Here is a 16,565-nt window from a genome sequence, read left to right as displayed (position 1 = left end):
GATCGACCTGCTCGACATCAAGCCGATCACGCCGGTCGGCTTCTCCGGCGTGTTCGCCAAGTCCAACGGCGGCGGTTTCCTCGCCGACTACTTCCCCGATGCTGCCAAGGCGATCTGGGACCTGAAAGGCCTGTACGCGACCTCGCGCCACATTCCCGGCGTGCGCATCGCCGGCCTGACCCATCCCGGCCTGATGGGGTGCCTGCCGTCGCAGGAATTGCTGGCGGAATGGAACCGCCGTGAAGCGCCGCTGGCGAAGATGGGCCTCGCCAAGCCGCCCGAGCCGAGCACCGCCGTATTGCGCGGCGTGCGCGGCGCCGAGTTCGACCGCATGGCGAAGGAAGCGGCGCGCACGGTCCCGCCGCGCGAGCATGGCGGCAATACCGACATCAAGGACCTGTCGGCCGGCACCCGCATCTTCTTCCCGGTGTATGTGAAAGGCGCCGGCTTCTCGATGGGAGACCTGCACTTCTCGCAGGGCGACGGCGAGATCGGCTTCTGCGGCGCGATCGAGATGGACGGCGCCACCCATGTCGGCTTCGACCTCATCAAGGGCGGCATGGCGAAGTACAACATCACCGCGCCGATCTTCATGCCCAGCATCGTCAAGCCGCATTACGAGCAATGGCTTACTTTCGAAGGCATCAGCGTCGAGAACGGCAAGAACTACTACATGGATGCCACCGTCGCCTATCGCCAGGCATGCCTGAAGGCGATCGACTATCTGACGCATTTCGGCCTGACCGGCCCGCAGGCCTACATGCTGCTGACCGCCGCGCCGGTCGAAGGGCGCATCGGCGGCATCGTCGATATCCCGAACTGCGCCTGCACCGTGTCGATTCCGACGTCGATCTTCGATCAGGACATCACGCCGAAGGGCATGCTGAACGACAAGGCGTACTGGGGCCGGAAGTAATCACCTGTGGAAGCAGGGTGCGTCGCGCGCATCCTGCGCATGTTTTTCGATTGAGGGTCACTATGCCGCTATACGACATCCACTGCAGCCATTGCGCGGGCACGTTTGAGAAGATGCTGCCTGTCAGCCGTTTGCACAAACCGACCGAATGCCCGTACTGCCGCACGCTGACGGCCGCCGCGCCGGCAGTCAGCGCTGGCAGGGTGGCATTGCGTTCCATCGAAACCTGGAAGCCGCGCAACCTGGCCGAACAACTGGCCGGCATGGGCGCGACCGGACCGGGATCGCATGCGAAGGCAGGCAGGAGCAGCGTTTTGCATAATTGCAAGGGTTTCAACTGCAGTATCTGCGATACCTGATTTCCGCTGCTATCCTCACGTCTTCCGAATGGGAAGGAAACGTGATGAACAAACCTTTTTCCGCCGCCTGCGAACGCAACCGGGCGCCAATCCTCGCGATCCTGAAACAGGCCTTCGCCGGCAGCCGGCGGGTGCTGGAAATCGGCAGTGGCACCGGGCAGCATGCGGTGTATTTCGGCGAGCATCTGCCGCACCTGACCTGGCAGACCAGCGACCTGCCGGACAACCATCCCGGCATCCTGGCATGGCTGCGGGAAGCGGCGCTGCCCAACGTATTGCCGCCGCTGTGGCTCGATGCCGGCCGGCAGCGCTGGTCGCAGGTGAACGAGGTCTATGACGGCGTTTTCACCGCCAATACCTGCCACATCATGGCGTGGCATCAGGTCGGTGGCATGTTCGCCGGCATCGGCCGGGTGCTGGTTCCCGGCGGCGTCCTGTGCATTTACGGTCCGTTCAAGGAAAACGGCAGATTCAGCGGTCACACTGACGAGCAGTTCGACTCGGCGCTGAAGGATGCGGCACCGCACATGGGCATACGGGATGTCGAAGCGGTGCTGGAACTGGCGGCGGAGCAGGGACTCATGCTGCAGGCGAACCATGCGATGCCGGCGAACAACCGGCTGCTGGTATGGCAACGTTTCGGGCCTTCTTCATCGGGGCCGGGCTGAGCGTCTTCAGACGACGGGCGGCCACGACCCGGATCAGTGCAGGCGAACGTCGGCGCGCGTCCGGTACTGCGCATGCAGCAGGTCGCCGAACATGTCGACGCTGAGCGGTTCGCTGTAGAAATATCCCTGGATGGCGTCGCAGGCATGCTCGCGCAGAAAGTCGACCTGCTGCGACGTCTCCGCGCCTTCCGCGGTCACGCTGCATTCGAGGCTGTGCGCAAGGCTGATGATCGCCTTGGTGATCGCGGCATCGCCGGCATTGCTGGTAACGCCCTGTACGAAGGAGCGGTCGATTTTCACTGCGTGAATCGGGAAGCGCTTCAGGTAGGCGAGCGACGAGTAGCCGACGCCGAAGTCGTCGATGACGACACTCACACCCATGCCGCGCAGGGTCTGCAGCAATGTCACCGCTTTTTCCGGATTGGCCATCACCGCATTCTCGGTGATTTCCAGTTCCAGGCAGCCGGCATCCAGCCCGGTTTCTTCGAGGATGGTCCGGATATTGTCGATCAGGTGCTCGTCCGACAGCTGGCGCGGCGACAGGTTGACGGCAACCCTCAACCGGTGTCCGGTGGCTTCCTGCCACTTCTTGTTTTGCAGGCATGCATGGCGTATCGCCCAGTTTCCGATCAGGTTGATCAGGCCGGTCTCCTCCGCCAGCGGAATGAAGGTGGCCGGTGACACCCATCCCATGCTTGGATGCTGCCAGCGCAGCAGCGCTTCCATCCCGGTCACACGGCCGGACAGCACATCGATTTTCGGCTGGTATTGCAGGGCGAGCTGATTCTCGCGGATCGCATGGCTGAGGGCATATTCCATCATCAGGCGCTCGGCCATATGTTCGTTCATCTCGGTGGAGAAGTAACGATAGGCGCTGCGCCCGGTTTCCTTGGCGCGGTACATCGCGATATCGGCTTTTTTCAGCAGCGTCTCGGCATCGGTGCCGTCGGTCGGAAACCGGCTGATGCCGATGCTGGTGGAGATGTTCAGCGGCGTCCTGTCGCGCAGGAAAGGCGGCTCCATCGCCGTCATGATCTTCTGGGCGATGGTCCCGCCGCTGTGCCATTCGTCGGCGTTCTCGACCAGCACCACGAACTCGTCGCCACCCAGCCGCGCAACCGTATCCGACTCGCGCAGGATGCTCTGCAGCCGTTGCGCGGTTTCCTTCAGCACGATGTCGCCGACCGCATGGCCGAGCGTGTCGTTGATGTTCTTGAATCGGTCGAGGTCCAGGAACAGGATTTCGAGCGAATTGCCCGGGCGCTCCGCCAGGCTGAGCGCATGATCGAGCCGCTGGTGAAACAGCGCCCGGTTGGGCAGGCCGGTCAGGGAGTCGAAATGCGCAAGGTAGGCCATGCGTTCGGCGGCTTTCTTGCGTTCCGTGATGTCGCGCAGGATCAGCAGCACGGCAAAGCTGCCCTTGTGCATGAAGGACGATACGTGGACGTCGGTTTCCACCAGCGTGCCGTCCATCCGGATGAAGGGTTGCTCCATCGGCGCAATCGGTTCGCCCCGAGCCAGGCCGCCGAGCCGTTCGCCGACGATGGCATGGTGGCTGTCCGGAATCAGGTCCATTACCGGCTTGCCGACCACCTGGCTGGTACTGGCGGCCTGAAGGAGTGCCGCGGCAGCCGGATTGGCGAAGCTGATAATGCCGTGCTGCACCACCATGATGGCGTCGGGACAGAGCTCCACCACCAGCCGGTAGCGCTCTTCGGCCTCCCGCAACGCCGTCTGCGCCTGTGTGGCCTCCGTAATGTCCTGGGTTGTGCCGAAGATGCTGATTGCCTTGCCGTGGTGGTCCTTTTGCACGTAGCCGTGGGCCGACACGACCTTGATTTCCCCGGAAGGCAGTACGATCCGGTGTTCGGCATGGAAGGGCGCGCCTGTATCCCTGCTCGACTTCGTGATCTCGCGCAACAATGGAACGTCGTCTTGATGGATACGGGCGCGGCAGTTGTCGGGATTAAGCGCAAATGTATGACGATCGACACCGTAGATACGGTACAGCTCATCCGACCAGGTGATCCGGTTGGTTCCCAGGTCCCAGTTCCAGCTGCCCATGCGGGTCAGCCGCTGCGCCTCGGCCAGCTGGCGTTCCCGTCCGGCGAGGGCCCGCTCGATCTTCTTGCGGTGCTCGATATCGATGGTCAGCTCCCTGGTCCGCTCGGCAATCCTCTGCTCGAGCTGTTCCTGTTCATGACGCAGCTTGTTGCGGCTGGTCCGCTGGTGCTGCACCAGCCCGGCCAGCGTCAAACCGAGAACGGCAACGATATTGGTGTACAGCACCAACAGCAGTAGTGAAGTGTCGGGATTGTCCAGGGCGAAAGGCCCACGGCCTCTTGCCGTATTCCATGACGCAACGATGCAAATCACCGCGGTGGTCCAGGAAATAGTTGCCAGGTTGAAACGGAACGCTGCCCAGATGATCAGCGGTACGGGCAGGTAGGCGAGCGGCAGGGGCCCGAAGATGCCGCTGAACGCGATATGGGAAATGCCGGGCAGCAGCAGTGCGAACGCCGCGATCTCGATCAGCCGATGGACTTTCCACCTAACGTTGCAGCGCAGGCTCCATGCCAATATCAGGGGCACGGCGATCAGCATGCCGGTTGTGTCGCCCAGCCACCAGGTCAGCCAGGTGATGGCTACCCGATCGTCAGGCAGGCGGTCGCCCAGATGCAGAGCGCCTGTGCCGATCAGGGCGGCAAGCGCGCCGGCGAAAGCGGCAATCGCGGCAAACTTGAAGGCACCGGTGGTATCCGCGATATCCGGCTGGAGGCTGGCCACGCGCTGGATCAGCATTGCCGCGACGACACTCTGCAGGCTATTGCCGATCCCGATCGCAAACGCGATTGCAAAGGGCAGGCCGATATGCCACGCGACCAGCGTCGCCGCGATGCAAATTGCCGGCGCCATACGCGCTCCCCACAGCAGGACGCCGCACAACGCAACCGCCGACGGCAGCCACAAGGGGCTGATGTCGTCAGGCGATAACGCAAACAGCCTGGAAAGCCAGGCAGTCAGGTAAAAAGCGACTCCCAGCAGCGCGGCCCGGGCGATGGTCGAAACACCACCGAAGGCGCTGTGCGCTGGCGAATGCGCGACCGGCATGAAACATTTGCTGAGCAACCCCATCCGATTCGCCTTCCAGGCTGACGACGCTGAACATGGGAATGATGAACGTTTTGAATAGTTCAATATGCCACTTCGACACGGCTGGCATTTGAAGCGGGTCAATAGAAGCGGATCGCAACAGCATTCCGCAAGGCGATCATTGCCAAAGGTTGAAAGGAAGGCAATGGAAGGCGTGCCGAACGGCTGGTTGTGCCACGGCCGTCTTACCGGCCGTGGCTTATTTGCCCGGAAATGGTGCGTGGGGCCGGCGGCATTGCCGGCGGATTGGTGCGGGCCGGGCGCGCTACTTGATGCAGACGGCCCGTACCTGCTTGACGTCGGTAATGCCGGAAAGCACTTTTTCAATGCCATCCATCTTCAGCGTCAGCATGCCGTCTTCGAGTGCCGCCGCCAGGATCACCGCGACACGGCTGTGCTCCTGGATCAGCCGCTTGAGCTTGTCGGTGCCGAGCATCAGCTCATGCAGGCCGACCCGTCCCTTGTAGCCGCCGCTGCACTGGTCGCATCCGACCGCCTTGTACAGCTTGAAACTGCCCTTGCCGTCGCCGTAATTCTTGCGCCAGTTCTCGAGCACGGCCTGCTGCCCGGCCTGCTGGTCGTCGACGAACGCCGTGGTGTTGCGCAATTCCTCGCAATATTCGGCCAGCAGAAGCTGTATCTCCTCGGCCGACGGTTCATAAGCGAGCTTGCAGTTGGTGCACAGGCGCTTGGCCAGCCGCTGCGCCAGCACGCCGAGCAGGGCATCGGCGAAGTTGAACGGGTCCATGCCCATGTCCAGCAGGCGCACCACCGATTCCGGCGCGCTGTTCGTATGCAGGGTGGAAAACACCAGGTGGCCGGTCAGCGACGCCTCGACGCCCATCGATACGGTTTCCTTGTCGCGCATCTCGCCGACCATGATGATGTCGGGATCGGCACGCAGGAAGGCGCGCATCGCGGTCGCGAAATCGAGTCCGCTCTTGCGGTTGACCTGTACCTGGCGCAGGCCCTTCTGCGTAATCTCGACCGGGTCTTCCGCCGTCCAGATCTTGGTTTCGGAGGTATTCAAATATTTCAATACCGAATGCAGCGTGGTGGTCTTTCCGGACCCGGTCGGGCCGCAGACGAAAAACAGGCCATACGGCTTGCTGACCGCCCCCTTCAAGCGTTCCAGGTTGTGCGGCAGCACGCCAAGCTTTTCGAGCGGGATCGGCTCGCCGGCCGACAGGATACGCATCACGATGTCTTCAACGCCGCCGGCTGACGGAATCGTCGCTACCCGCAGCTCGATATCGAGCGGGCCATACTTCTTGAACTTGATCTTGCCGTCCTGCGGTTTGCGCCGCTCCGATATGTCGAGTTCGCACATGATCTTGATGCGGGCAGACAGGGCAGTGCGGTAGCTGGCGGGAATTTCGATGTACGGCTCCAGCGATCCGTCCTTGCGGAAGCGGATGACTGTTTTTTCCTTGCCTGGCCTAGGCTCGATATGGATATCGGACGCGCCCTGGCGATGGGCATCCATGATGATCTTGTTGACCAGCTTGACCAGTTCATTCTCCGCAGCCGCCGAGATATCGGCGTCGGAAAGCTCGACGCCGTCGTCGTCGCTGTCTTCCATGCCCGACAGCAGTTCATTGACCGAGCCGGAGTCATGCGCCACGCCATAAAACTGGTCGACCGTCTTTTTGAATTCGCTGATGGTGGTGACGCAATAATTCAGCTTCGCCTTCGGGAAGATGCTGCTGATCATCCGCGCGCTTTTCGCCTGCTCGGGATCGGTGGAAAGGATCGTGATCGATTCCTTGCCTTCCTCGATCGGCAGCCACTGGTTCTCCTCGATAAACTCGCGTCGCAGGTTGCGAAGCAGATCGGCAGGCTTGACGCGGTTCGGCTTGAACGGCTCATAGGGCACGTTGAAGAACCGCCCCAATGCATGGCCGATCGCCGGCAGGGTCACCTGGAATTCGTCGACCAGCACGGCTTCGATATCTTCATTCTTGCGTCGGGCTGAACGCGTTGCCAGATCCATCTCGGCCGCCGACAGCACTGCATCGGCAACCAGGTGATCGTACTTCGAACGGATCACCGTTTGCGGCTTGAGCCGTTGCGTATAAGCGATGGCCAGCGTCTTGCACAATTCCTTGAGTGCGTCTTCCACGACCGGCGAGAACGGTTTGCCGTCGGCGCTGTTGATGAGCTGGACCGCACCCAAGAGTTCGTCGGCGCGTTCGTCGATGAAGGGTGCGACCAGCATCTGCTTGGTGCGGTATCCGGTACGCTTGTCGACCTCGCGAAGGAAGCGCAGCTCGGGTGAATGCGCGCGCAGCTCCGCTTCATCGTAGACATCCCGGATGTTCAGGGTCTTGCGGGTAAGCGCGACGTAACCGGCGACGCTCTTGTCCGAAATCGGCAACTTTAACTGGCTGAAGGAATTGAGGCCGGTCTTGACCTTCGAGGCGATGGCGGTTTTTTCGTCGACCACGCCATAGATGGTGAGCCGATCGCAGTTGAACAGGTCGCAGATGTCCTGCGACAGGTCGAGCATGATTTCATCGACATTGCTGGTCGCATGGATCTTGTTGGTGACCGACTGCAGCTTCTTGAAGAAATTCAGCCGAAGGTCGATGTCGTCCTTGCCCGCCGTGTTCGGCTGCGTTCCGGGCTGTGTACCAACAACTGCGCTCATATCATTGTCCATTTGTCATCGGTCCGGCCAAATCGGCCTGGCACCGGATCGCCGGATTGGCGGGGAGGGAACGGCGTGAAAATCCCATTTAAAAGCATGAAGTCCAAGGCCATCGAGCACGAAATCGGACCTTAAATCGAAGTCGATTATAAATCGCGTTGCAAAAATGTAGCATCAATCAACGCTTCGTTTTTGTATAGGGCGGCAATGGTGAGATTGCGATGACATAAACAACGCAGCGTTACAGATTCCGACTACAATCTCCGAAAAACCCCTCAGGGAGAGGATAAGATGGCCGTACCTTCATTTGTGCGTGCGCACGCGCGTCGCACCGCATATTCAGTGGACACCGTGTATCCGGTATCCACCGAATATGCGTCATTGGCGTCGTTTCCTGTGCGGCGCATTGCGCACTTCACATTGGACGCTGCGAGATGAAGCTGGAAGTATTAGGGTGCGCCGGCGGCATCGGCGGCCACCAGAGATTCACCACCTGCCTGTGGCTGGACAACGACATTCTTCTCGATGCCGGCACCGGCATCACCAATCTGGATATCGAACGCCTGGTCGGAATCGACCATATCTTCATCACTCACGCCCACCTCGACCACGTTGCCGGTCTTGCCCTCCTGGTCGATGCCGTTCGCGGCAAGCGGGTAGGCCCGGTTACCGTCCACGCTTCCGAGGATGTGATCTCCGGGCTCAGGAAGCACCTCTTCAACTGGGTCCTGTGGCCCGACTTTTCGACCATACCGAGCGCCGACGATCCGGTGCTGCAATGGGCACCGTTCAAGCCGGGCGCGACCATCGAAATCAAGGGCCGGCACATCACCTCCTATCCGGTCAATCACACCCGCGGTTCGGTTGCCTATCATGCGCACAACGGCACTGCCGGCGTGCTGTTTTCCGGCGATATGAGCTCGACGCCTGCGCTCTGGAACGCTCTGGCCGGCGACAGCAGGCTTCGCAAGGTCATCGTCGATTGTTCATTTCCGAATGCTGAGTGCGAGCTGGCCGACAAGTCGATGCACTTCTGCCCGCAATCGCTGATCGCCGACATCCACGCGATGTCGCATTCGATCGAATTCCTGATCTACCATCTGAAGCCGGGACAGGAAAACCAGATCATGGAAGAACTGCAGGCCGCCGGGGTGGACCGTCCGTTCACGGCGCTCAAGACCGGCGACATATTCCTGTTCTGACACGCCGGCGCATTCGGAGATACGGCCGTGACGCAACTGACCCCCGCTGAAATCGCACAACGACTGGAACGGCTGACGGAGTTGAGCGTCGAGCTCAGCGCCAACAGCAATGTCGGCCTGCTGCTGGAGCGCATCGTACTGGCCGCCAAGAGCATGACCCATGCCGACGGCGGCACGCTCTACCGGACCACGCCCGACCGCAGGAGCCTGCGTTTCCATATCTCGATGAACGACACGCTCGGCCTGTACCAGGGCGGCGTGAGCGGCCAGCCGATCGATATCCCGGACCTGCCGCTGTTTACCCCGCTGGGCGACAAGGACCTCTCCGCCGTCGCCGCTTATGCCGCCAATACCGGCACGTCGGTCAACATCCAGGACGTCTATAAAGCCGACATGTTCAACTTCTCGGGCATGCGGCAGTTCGACGAGCTGTACGACTACCACTCCGAGTCCTTCCTGACGGTGCCGATGCGTGATCACGACGGCGAGCTGATCGGCGTGCTGCAACTCATCAACGCCAAGGACCCGGCAACCCGAAAGACGCGTTCCTTTTCCGAAACGGACCAGCGTTTCATCGAGGCGCTCGCGTCGCAGGCGGCCATCGCCATCGCCCACCAGGAACTGATCGGCCGCCTCGAGAACCTGTTTGAATCCTTCGTCAAGCTGATCAATATCGGCATCGGCGAAAAATCCCCGCACACCGGCAGGCACTGCGAACTGGTGCCCGAGCTGACCATGATGCTGGCCGAAGCCGTGCACAAGGCGAACACCGGGCCGATGGCCGGATTCACCATGACCGATGCCGACCGTCACGAGCTTTGGCTGGCCGGCCTGCTGCATGATTGCGGCAAGATCGCCACCCCGGTCCATGTGGTGGAAAAGGCGACCAAACTGGAAACGATCTGTGATCGCATTCACCTGGTGGACACGCGGTTCGAGGTGCTCAAGCGCGATGCCGAATTGCGTGCCTTGCGCAAGCGCTATGCGGTGAAGAGCGATCCCTTGCGCGACGTGGAGATCGAGCGTGAGCTGGAGCGGGAGTTGGCCCGCCTGGATGAGGACCGCGATTTCCTGCGCCGCGCCAATATCGGCAACGAAGGCATGAAGCCGGAGGACCAGGAGCGGGTACGGCGGATCGCTCAGTACCGGTGGAAGGGGCCGGACGGCGTGGAGCGCAATCTGCTCGACGACGAAGAGACCGAGAACCTGACGATACGCGCCGGTACGCTGAACATGCAGGAGCGCGAGGTGATCAACCGCCATATCGACGTCACCATCCGCATGCTCGAATCATTGCCGTGGCCGAAGCACCTGCAGAACGTGCCGGAGTATGCCGGCGGCCACCATGAGCGCATGGACGGCAAAGGTTATCCGCGCGGGCTGCGCGCCGACCAGATGTCGGTGCAGGCGCGCATCATGGCGATCGCCGATATCTTCGAGGCGCTGACCGCGAAGGACAGGCCCTACAAGAAGGGAAAGACGCTGAGCGAATCGCTGCGTATTCTCGGCGGTTTCCGGGAGCGTAATCACATCGACCCGGATCTCTTCGACATCTTCGTGCGCAGCAAGGTCTATCTCGACTATGCGCGCCGCTTCATGGACCCCGAGCAGATCGACGAGGTCGACGTCAGCACCATACCCGGCTATGTGCCGTGAACATGCGCATGTTCCGGTGAATCGCGCAGGCTGCCGAAGAGGAGGGCGTAATGCCGTGTGAACTCGGCGCCGAGGAAGAAAATCTGCGCCGAGTAATACACCCACAGCAGCAGCGCGATCACCGAACCGGCCGCACCCTGCGTATTGGCCAGCGCGTTGTTGCCGAGATAGGCCCCAATCGCATTCTTGCCGAGCAGGAATAGCGCCGCGGTCCCCACCGCGCCGATCAGGACATCCCGCCACGGCAGCTTGATCTGCGGCAGCAGCTTGTAGATGGCGGCGAACAGGCTGGCGATGATAATGAACGACACTGCGGACGATACCGGTTGCAGGATGTAGGCCAGGTCGCTCCAGTAGCGGCCCCAATAACTCTGCAGCATTGCCAGCGCCGCGCTGATCGTCAGCGACACGAGCAGCAGGAACACCAGCACCATGATCAGCCCGACCGACAGCAGGCGGGTGCGCAGGAACAGGATGAAGCCTGATTTATTGACGGGCGGCACATGCCATATCTCGTCCAGGCTGTCCTTCAGCTCGCCGAACGCGGTGGTTGCGCCCACCAGCAGCACGCCGATCGCGATCGCCCCGGCCAGCAGGCCGGTATCCGTATCGCGCGCATTCGCCAGCAGAAGCTGGATCGCCTCGGCGCCGGTCGGCCCCACCAATCCATTCAATTCCTTGAACAGTGCGCCGCGTGCCGCTTCCCGTCCGAACACGGCGCCGGCGATCGCGATCACGATCACCAGCAAGGGTGCCAGCGAGAACAGGGTGTAATAGGCAAGTGCCGCCCCCTTGCTGGCCGCCCGGTCCTCAAACCATGAAGTGACGGTCCCGACGAGTAGTGCGCGCAGGCGCTGCAGGAAAGTTTTCGGTGTCGTCGGTTTGGTCGTTGCCTGATCCATTGGCTATAAAAAACTTGTCCAGTTATTAATAAAGACCACCGGCGGACGCGGGAGTTCGGTTTCACGCATATACGACGGCATGTAAAGCCGATGCAGTTGGGAAATTAAATAAAAATACATCCTCAACTCTTGCAAATCGCATTGAACCATCCATATGGATGGTAATCAGATGGTTTATGGATGGCGCTTAGTGGAAAGGGAAATCATGGCAACACATCAAAATGCAGTGGTGAAAGCAAGCGATACCGAGAAGATCACGATCAACCTCGGCATGATCGATCTGGGTCAGATCGACCTGCTTGTCCAGGAAGGCTTCTATTCCAACCGCACAGACCTGATCCGCACCGCCATCCGCAACCAGTTGCAAGCCCATGCGGACGTCGTCAGGCAGACCGTGGCTCGCAAGAGCCTCGTGCTGGGCCTGCAGCATTATTCCCGCGCCGATCTGGAGGCGGTGCGGGACGCGGGACAGAAATTACATATACAAGTGCTCGGCCTGGCCACCATCGCCGCCGATGTCACACCGGAACTGGCGCTCGCCGCCATCGAATCCGTCACGGTGCTGGGTGCGTTGCACGCCAGCCCAGCCGTCAAGGCCGCTTTGGCCGGGCGTACTTTTTAATCAAGGAATGATATGAAACTCGACGACAACATGTTTGCGAAACTGCGCGAAGCCACCCAATTGCTCCAAACCGCCGGCCCGATGGCCGCCACCGAGGCGATTCAGCGCGCCCTGCAGGGAATGCCCGACGCGGATGCACCGCAATCCGCAGATGCACCGCAATCCGCAGCTGCGCCGCAGTTCGCCAATCTGCACGACATCAACCCGATGCCCGACATGGCATCGCACAAAGCCGCGGCCGCCGACATGCTGAAGCGCTTCCGTGCCGGCGCGAAGGGCGGGTGGCGCGGCGTCATGCAGGATGTGGAAGATGTGGAGGAAGTCAGCACCGATCCGGCGCTGCCCGGGCAATTCCTGTCCCGCTCCTGCACCAATGCCGCGGGTACCCGCAAATACAAGCTGTATGTGCCGAGCGGCTACAAAGGCGAGCCGCTGCCGCTGATCGTCATGCTGCACGGCTGCAAGCAGAATCCCGACGATTTCGCCAGGGGCACCAATATGAATGCCTTGGCGGAAGAGCATGGTTTCATGGTTGCGTATCCGGGGCAGGTGCAGTCGGCCAACGGCTCGAACTGCTGGAACTGGTTCCAGTCCAAGGACCAGCGCCGCGACGCCGGCGAGCCATCCATCATCGCCGACATCACCCGCGAGATCATCCGTGACTACAAGGTTGACGGCGGCAAGGTATATGTCACCGGCCTGTCCGCCGGCGGCGCGATGGCGGTCGTGATGGGTGCGGCCTATCCCGACCTGTACACCGCGATCGGCGTGCATTCCGGTTTGCCGCTCGGCAGTGCGCATGACGTACCGAGCGCCTTTGCCGCAATGAAGAGCGGCGCGCAGGCGCCTGCCGGCATCAAGTCCGGCAAGCCCGTTCCGGTCATCGTCTTCCACGGCGACCGCGACAGCACCGTCAACAAACGTAATGGCGAACAGGTGATCGCGCAGTGCCTTGGCGAAGCGGCCGAGGCTTCCAAAGCGACGGTGGAAAAGGCCAAGTCGCCGCAGGGCAGGAGCTATACCGTGGCACGACGCCAGGATGCGGACGGCAGGACGATTGCCGAGCACTGGACGGTCCATGGCGCGGGACATGCCTGGGCGGGCGGAAAGAAGACCGGGTCGTACACCGATCCGAAAGGGCCGGATGCGTCGCGGGAGATGGTGCGGTTTTTCCTGGCGCAGTCCCGCTCGTCCCAATAGGATGGGGCAAAGGGCCGCAGGTGCGGCTCGAGCAGAGAGATACGTCCGTTAATGGAGTGTGATCAAGATGGCGCCAAGCGCCATCTTGATCGTTTATCTGAATAGCCCCGGCTTGCGAGGACGGCGATAGACCGACACCGCGCTATCGCGGCCGCATTGGATTTTCCCGGCTAACCGTGTAACGCAGCCCGGGCGTTGTGCGGGGTTACGATGATCCCATGGTGAAATGCATTTGCCGGCGTATGACAAAACCGGGAATCTGATTGTCGTACAGGACGCCAGCACCTGATTCTGCCGTGCCGGCGCTACATCCGTTATGCCGAACTTCCTCATATTCTGCGATCGCACATTCACTTCCCCCCAAAACTTTCCGCCAGAAAATCGATAAATACCCGCACTCTCACCGACAGATTCCGCTGGCTGGGATAAAACGCGAACAAATCCGCCGGTGCGATCTTGTAGTCCGGCAGCACGACCTGCAGCCTTCCACTTTCCAGGTATTTCGCCAGGTCCCATTCGGAGCGCATCAGGATGCCATGCCCATCCAGGGCCCAGTTCAGCACCACATCGCCGTCGTTGCTCGACAACTGCCCGCCGACCTTCACCGTTTCCGTTTTTCGTCCCTTCATCAGGCGCCATACCGCGCCCGGATCGTTGTTCTGCCGGTGCACGATGCAGTGGTGCCGTGCGAGGTCGGCAAGGGTGGCCGGATGACCGAAACGTTTCAGGTAGGCGGGTGACGCGCACAGGAAGCGCCGGTTGGGCATGATGCGGCGGGCGTTGAGCCTGCTGTCCGGGAGTTCGCCGAAACGGATGCCGAGGTCGAATGCTTCTTCGACCAGGTCGATAGGGCGGTCGGTCAGTTGCAGTTGCACGTCCACGTCGGGATGCAGCCGGGCGAAGGCCGAGATGAGCGGTGCGATGGTCGTGCGGCCGAAGCCGAGGGTAGCGTTGACCCGCAGCAGTCCCCGCGGCGCGGCGCCGCTGCTGGACACCAGTTCTTCCATCTGCCCGATTTCCGCCAGGATGCGGGAGGCGTGCGACAGGTACATTTCCCCCTCGCTGGTGAGGCTGACCTTGCGGGTGGTGCGATTGACCAGCCGCACGCCGAGGCGTTGTTCCAGTCGGGCGAGACGCTTGGTCACGGCGGGCGGTGTGATGTCGAGTTCGCGGGCGGTTGCCGACAGGCTGGCGTGGCGGGCAAGCAGGACGAAAAACTCGAGTTCGGAAGGAGAGGTATTTTTCACTTCAGGTTAAGAATCCATGTCGTTATGGTGAATTATAGACATGCCCGGATTGCGTAAGCTGTGAACCTCCATATGCGTTCATCCCGAACCGTAACGCCACAAGGAAAGATTATGAAAATCGTCGAGATCCGTGAAAAAACCCTTCCCATCAGTTCCTCCATCCGGAACGCCTATATCGACTTCAGCAAGATGACGCTGAGTTTGGTGGCGGTGATCACCGACGTGGTGCGGGACGGCAAGCCTGTGGTCGGCTACGGGTTCAATTCCAATGGCCGTTACGGTCAGGGCAACCTGATGCGCGAGCGCTTTATTCCTCGCATCATGGAGGCGAGCCCGCAATCGCTGCTGAGCACCGACGGCAACAATCTTGATCCGCACCGGATCTGGGACTGCATGATGACGAATGAAAAGCCCGGCGGTCATGGAGAGCGTTCGGTGGCGGTCGGCACGATTGACATGGCGGTGTGGGATGCGGTCGCCAAGATCGAAGGCAAGCCACTGTTCCAGCTGCTGGCCGACCGCTACGGCGACGGCAAGCCGCAGCGCAAGGTGTTCGTATATGCCGCAGGCGGCTATTACCATCCGGGGCAGGACCTGGAAGCGCTGAAGAATGAAATGCGCAGTTACATCGACCGCGGCTATACGGTGGTGAAGAAAAAGATCGGCGGCGCATCGCTGGATGAAGACCTGCGCCGCATCGATGCGATCATGAGCGTGCTGCAGGACGGACAGAAACTGTGCGTGGACGCCAACGGGCGCTTCGACATGGATACCGCGATTGCCTACGCGAAGGCCTTGTCACAGTACGACCTGTTCTGGTACGAGGAAGCCGGCGATCCGCTCGATTTCGAGTTGCAGGCGATGCTGCGGAACTACTACGAGAACCCGATGGCGACCGGCGAGAATCTGTTCTCGATGCAGGACGCGCGCAACCTGATCCGCTACGGCGGCATGCGGCCGGACCGCGACTGGCTGCAATTCGATTGCGCGCTCAGCTATGGCCTGGTCGAATACCTGCGCACGCTGGAAATGCTGCGCCAGCATGGCTGGTCCGCCAGCCGCTGCATCCCGCACGGCGGCCACCAGATGTCGCTGAACATCGCCGCCGGTCTGGGGCTGGGCGGCAATGAATCCTACCCGGACCTGTTCCAGCCGTTCGGCGGCTTTCCGGATGGCGTACAGGTCGACAACGGCCACATCACGATGCCGGACCTGCCGGGCATCGGCTTCGAAGGGAAGTCCAACCTGTATAGCGTGATGCGGGAATTGTCCTCCTGATAATTTTTTCGCTGCAGGCTGTTGCTGCTGCTTTCACTAAGTCAATATTGTTGCTCTAATTCAACATTCCTGTCGTATAGTCATGCTGAGATAAACCGTTTGGTAAGCATCCTTCTGTTTGCCAACAGCAAAAGCGCCGCATCGCGGGGCAAAAATAGACAGAGGAGACAGCATGACGCATCTGCGTGCCGTGAAAATCGGTGCCCGGTTGGGCATCGGTTTTGGAATTATTCTTTTGATGGTCGTCTGCGTTCTGGCGGCCGATATCCTGATCAGCGCGAATGCGCGCGATGCGCAAAACCAGGGCCTGCGCCATGCCAATGCCAAGGCGGTGCAGGCCGGCCTGATGCGCAGCGCCGTGCTGGAAGGCGGAATCGCGGCGCGCAACGTCGGACTGCAATACACCACCCCGAGCATGCTGAAGGAAGAAGAGAAGTTCCAGCAGCAGCGGGCCAAGTTCCTGGAAGCGCAGAAGAAGCTGACCGACCTCGGGCTGGGCGATGCCGAAAAGGCTATCGTCGCCAGTATCGTCAGCCTGAACGCGCAAACCGACGCGCCGCTCAAGGAGGCCATGGAACTGGTGAAGAGTTACAGCAATGAAGCGGCGGGCAAGCTGATCTCTTCCCAGATCGACCCGCTGAACCAGAAAGCGATTGCCGAGATCGACAAGCTGGTCAATCTGCAGCAGGCAGCCATCGACGGCTTGCTGGAA

At 61.0% G+C, this 16,565-nt stretch carries 13 protein-coding genes; 9 read left to right on the top strand and 4 right to left on the bottom strand.

Annotated elements, in window-relative coordinates:
- The 3 genes from V7080_RS13200 to V7080_RS13190 all read left to right on the top strand — a co-directional run.
- Nucleotides 1-916, top strand: a 916-nt coding sequence (locus V7080_RS13200) for an acetamidase/formamidase family protein (protein ID WP_334188854.1), incomplete at its 5' end; no start/stop codon positions are given.
- Between the two features lie 62 nt (nt 917-978).
- On the top strand, nt 979-1,275 hold the full coding sequence (locus V7080_RS13195) for an FmdB family zinc ribbon protein (protein ID WP_334188853.1): 297 nt from the start codon (nt 979-981) through the stop codon (nt 1,273-1,275).
- Between the two features lie 44 nt (nt 1,276-1,319).
- Entirely contained in the window at nt 1,320-1,943 is a 624-nt protein-coding gene (locus V7080_RS13190) for a DUF938 domain-containing protein (protein ID WP_334188852.1), read from the top strand.
- Nucleotides 1,944-1,976: 33 nt separating this feature from the next.
- Here the strand turns inward: V7080_RS13190 and V7080_RS13185 are convergent, their stop codons facing one another.
- Nucleotides 1,977-5,054 carry a bifunctional diguanylate cyclase/phosphodiesterase gene (locus V7080_RS13185; RefSeq protein ID WP_334188851.1) on the bottom strand — a complete coding sequence of 1,026 codons (3,078 nt, stop codon included), beginning with the start codon at nt 5,052-5,054 and terminating at the stop codon, nt 1,977-1,979.
- 307 nt (nt 5,055-5,361) lie between these two features.
- Nucleotides 5,362-7,746: a GspE/PulE family protein gene (locus V7080_RS13180; protein ID WP_334188850.1), complete on the bottom strand. Its 2,385-nt coding sequence runs from the start codon at nt 7,744-7,746 to the stop codon at nt 5,362-5,364.
- Between the two features lie 434 nt (nt 7,747-8,180).
- Between V7080_RS13180 and V7080_RS13175 the strand changes: the two genes are divergently transcribed.
- On the top strand, nt 8,181-8,948 hold the full coding sequence (locus tag V7080_RS13175; RefSeq protein ID WP_334188849.1) for a 3',5'-cyclic-nucleotide phosphodiesterase: 768 nt from the start codon (nt 8,181-8,183) through the stop codon (nt 8,946-8,948).
- Between the two features lie 27 nt (nt 8,949-8,975).
- The gene (locus tag V7080_RS13170; protein ID WP_334188848.1) at nt 8,976-10,604 is read left to right on the top strand and encodes an HD domain-containing phosphohydrolase; all 1,629 of its coding nucleotides are present in this window, start codon (nt 8,976-8,978) and stop codon (nt 10,602-10,604) included.
- On the opposite strand, the gene V7080_RS13165 is transcribed toward V7080_RS13170, so the two are convergent.
- Entirely contained in the window at nt 10,592-11,506 is a 915-nt protein-coding gene (locus tag V7080_RS13165; protein WP_334188847.1) for a YihY/virulence factor BrkB family protein, read from the bottom strand. The two genes, V7080_RS13170 and V7080_RS13165, sit on opposite strands and share 13 nt — an antisense overlap.
- A 205-nt stretch (nt 11,507-11,711) precedes the next feature.
- Here V7080_RS13165 and V7080_RS13160 point away from each other — a divergent pair, with 205 nt between their 5' ends.
- Entirely contained in the window at nt 11,712-12,128 is a 417-nt protein-coding gene (locus V7080_RS13160; protein ID WP_334188846.1) for a CopG family transcriptional regulator, read from the top strand.
- Between the two features lie 12 nt (nt 12,129-12,140).
- Nucleotides 12,141-13,328 (top strand): extracellular catalytic domain type 1 short-chain-length polyhydroxyalkanoate depolymerase, encoded by a 1,188-nt coding sequence (locus V7080_RS13155; RefSeq protein ID WP_334188845.1) that lies wholly within the window; start codon nt 12,141-12,143, stop codon nt 13,326-13,328.
- Nucleotides 13,329-13,678: 350 nt separating this feature from the next.
- On the opposite strand, the gene V7080_RS13150 is transcribed toward V7080_RS13155, so the two are convergent.
- On the bottom strand, nt 13,679-14,575 hold the full coding sequence (locus tag V7080_RS13150) for a LysR family transcriptional regulator (protein WP_334188844.1): 897 nt from the start codon (nt 14,573-14,575) through the stop codon (nt 13,679-13,681).
- 111 nt (nt 14,576-14,686) lie between these two features.
- Between V7080_RS13150 and V7080_RS13145 the strand changes: the two genes are divergently transcribed.
- Entirely contained in the window at nt 14,687-15,853 is a 1,167-nt protein-coding gene (locus tag V7080_RS13145) for a mandelate racemase/muconate lactonizing enzyme family protein (RefSeq protein WP_334188843.1), read from the top strand.
- Nucleotides 15,854-16,025: 172 nt separating this feature from the next.
- Nucleotides 16,026-16,565, top strand: a 540-nt coding sequence (locus V7080_RS13140) for an MCP four helix bundle domain-containing protein (protein ID WP_334188842.1), incomplete at its 3' end; no start/stop codon positions are given.

Origin of the sequence: Noviherbaspirillum sp. (genome assembly GCF_036846085.1) — a bacterium.
GTDB lineage: Bacteria > Pseudomonadota > Gammaproteobacteria > Burkholderiales > Burkholderiaceae_D > Noviherbaspirillum.
The sequence above is the reverse complement of the archived record's forward strand: the minus strand, read 5'-3'. Positions and strand labels throughout refer to the sequence as shown.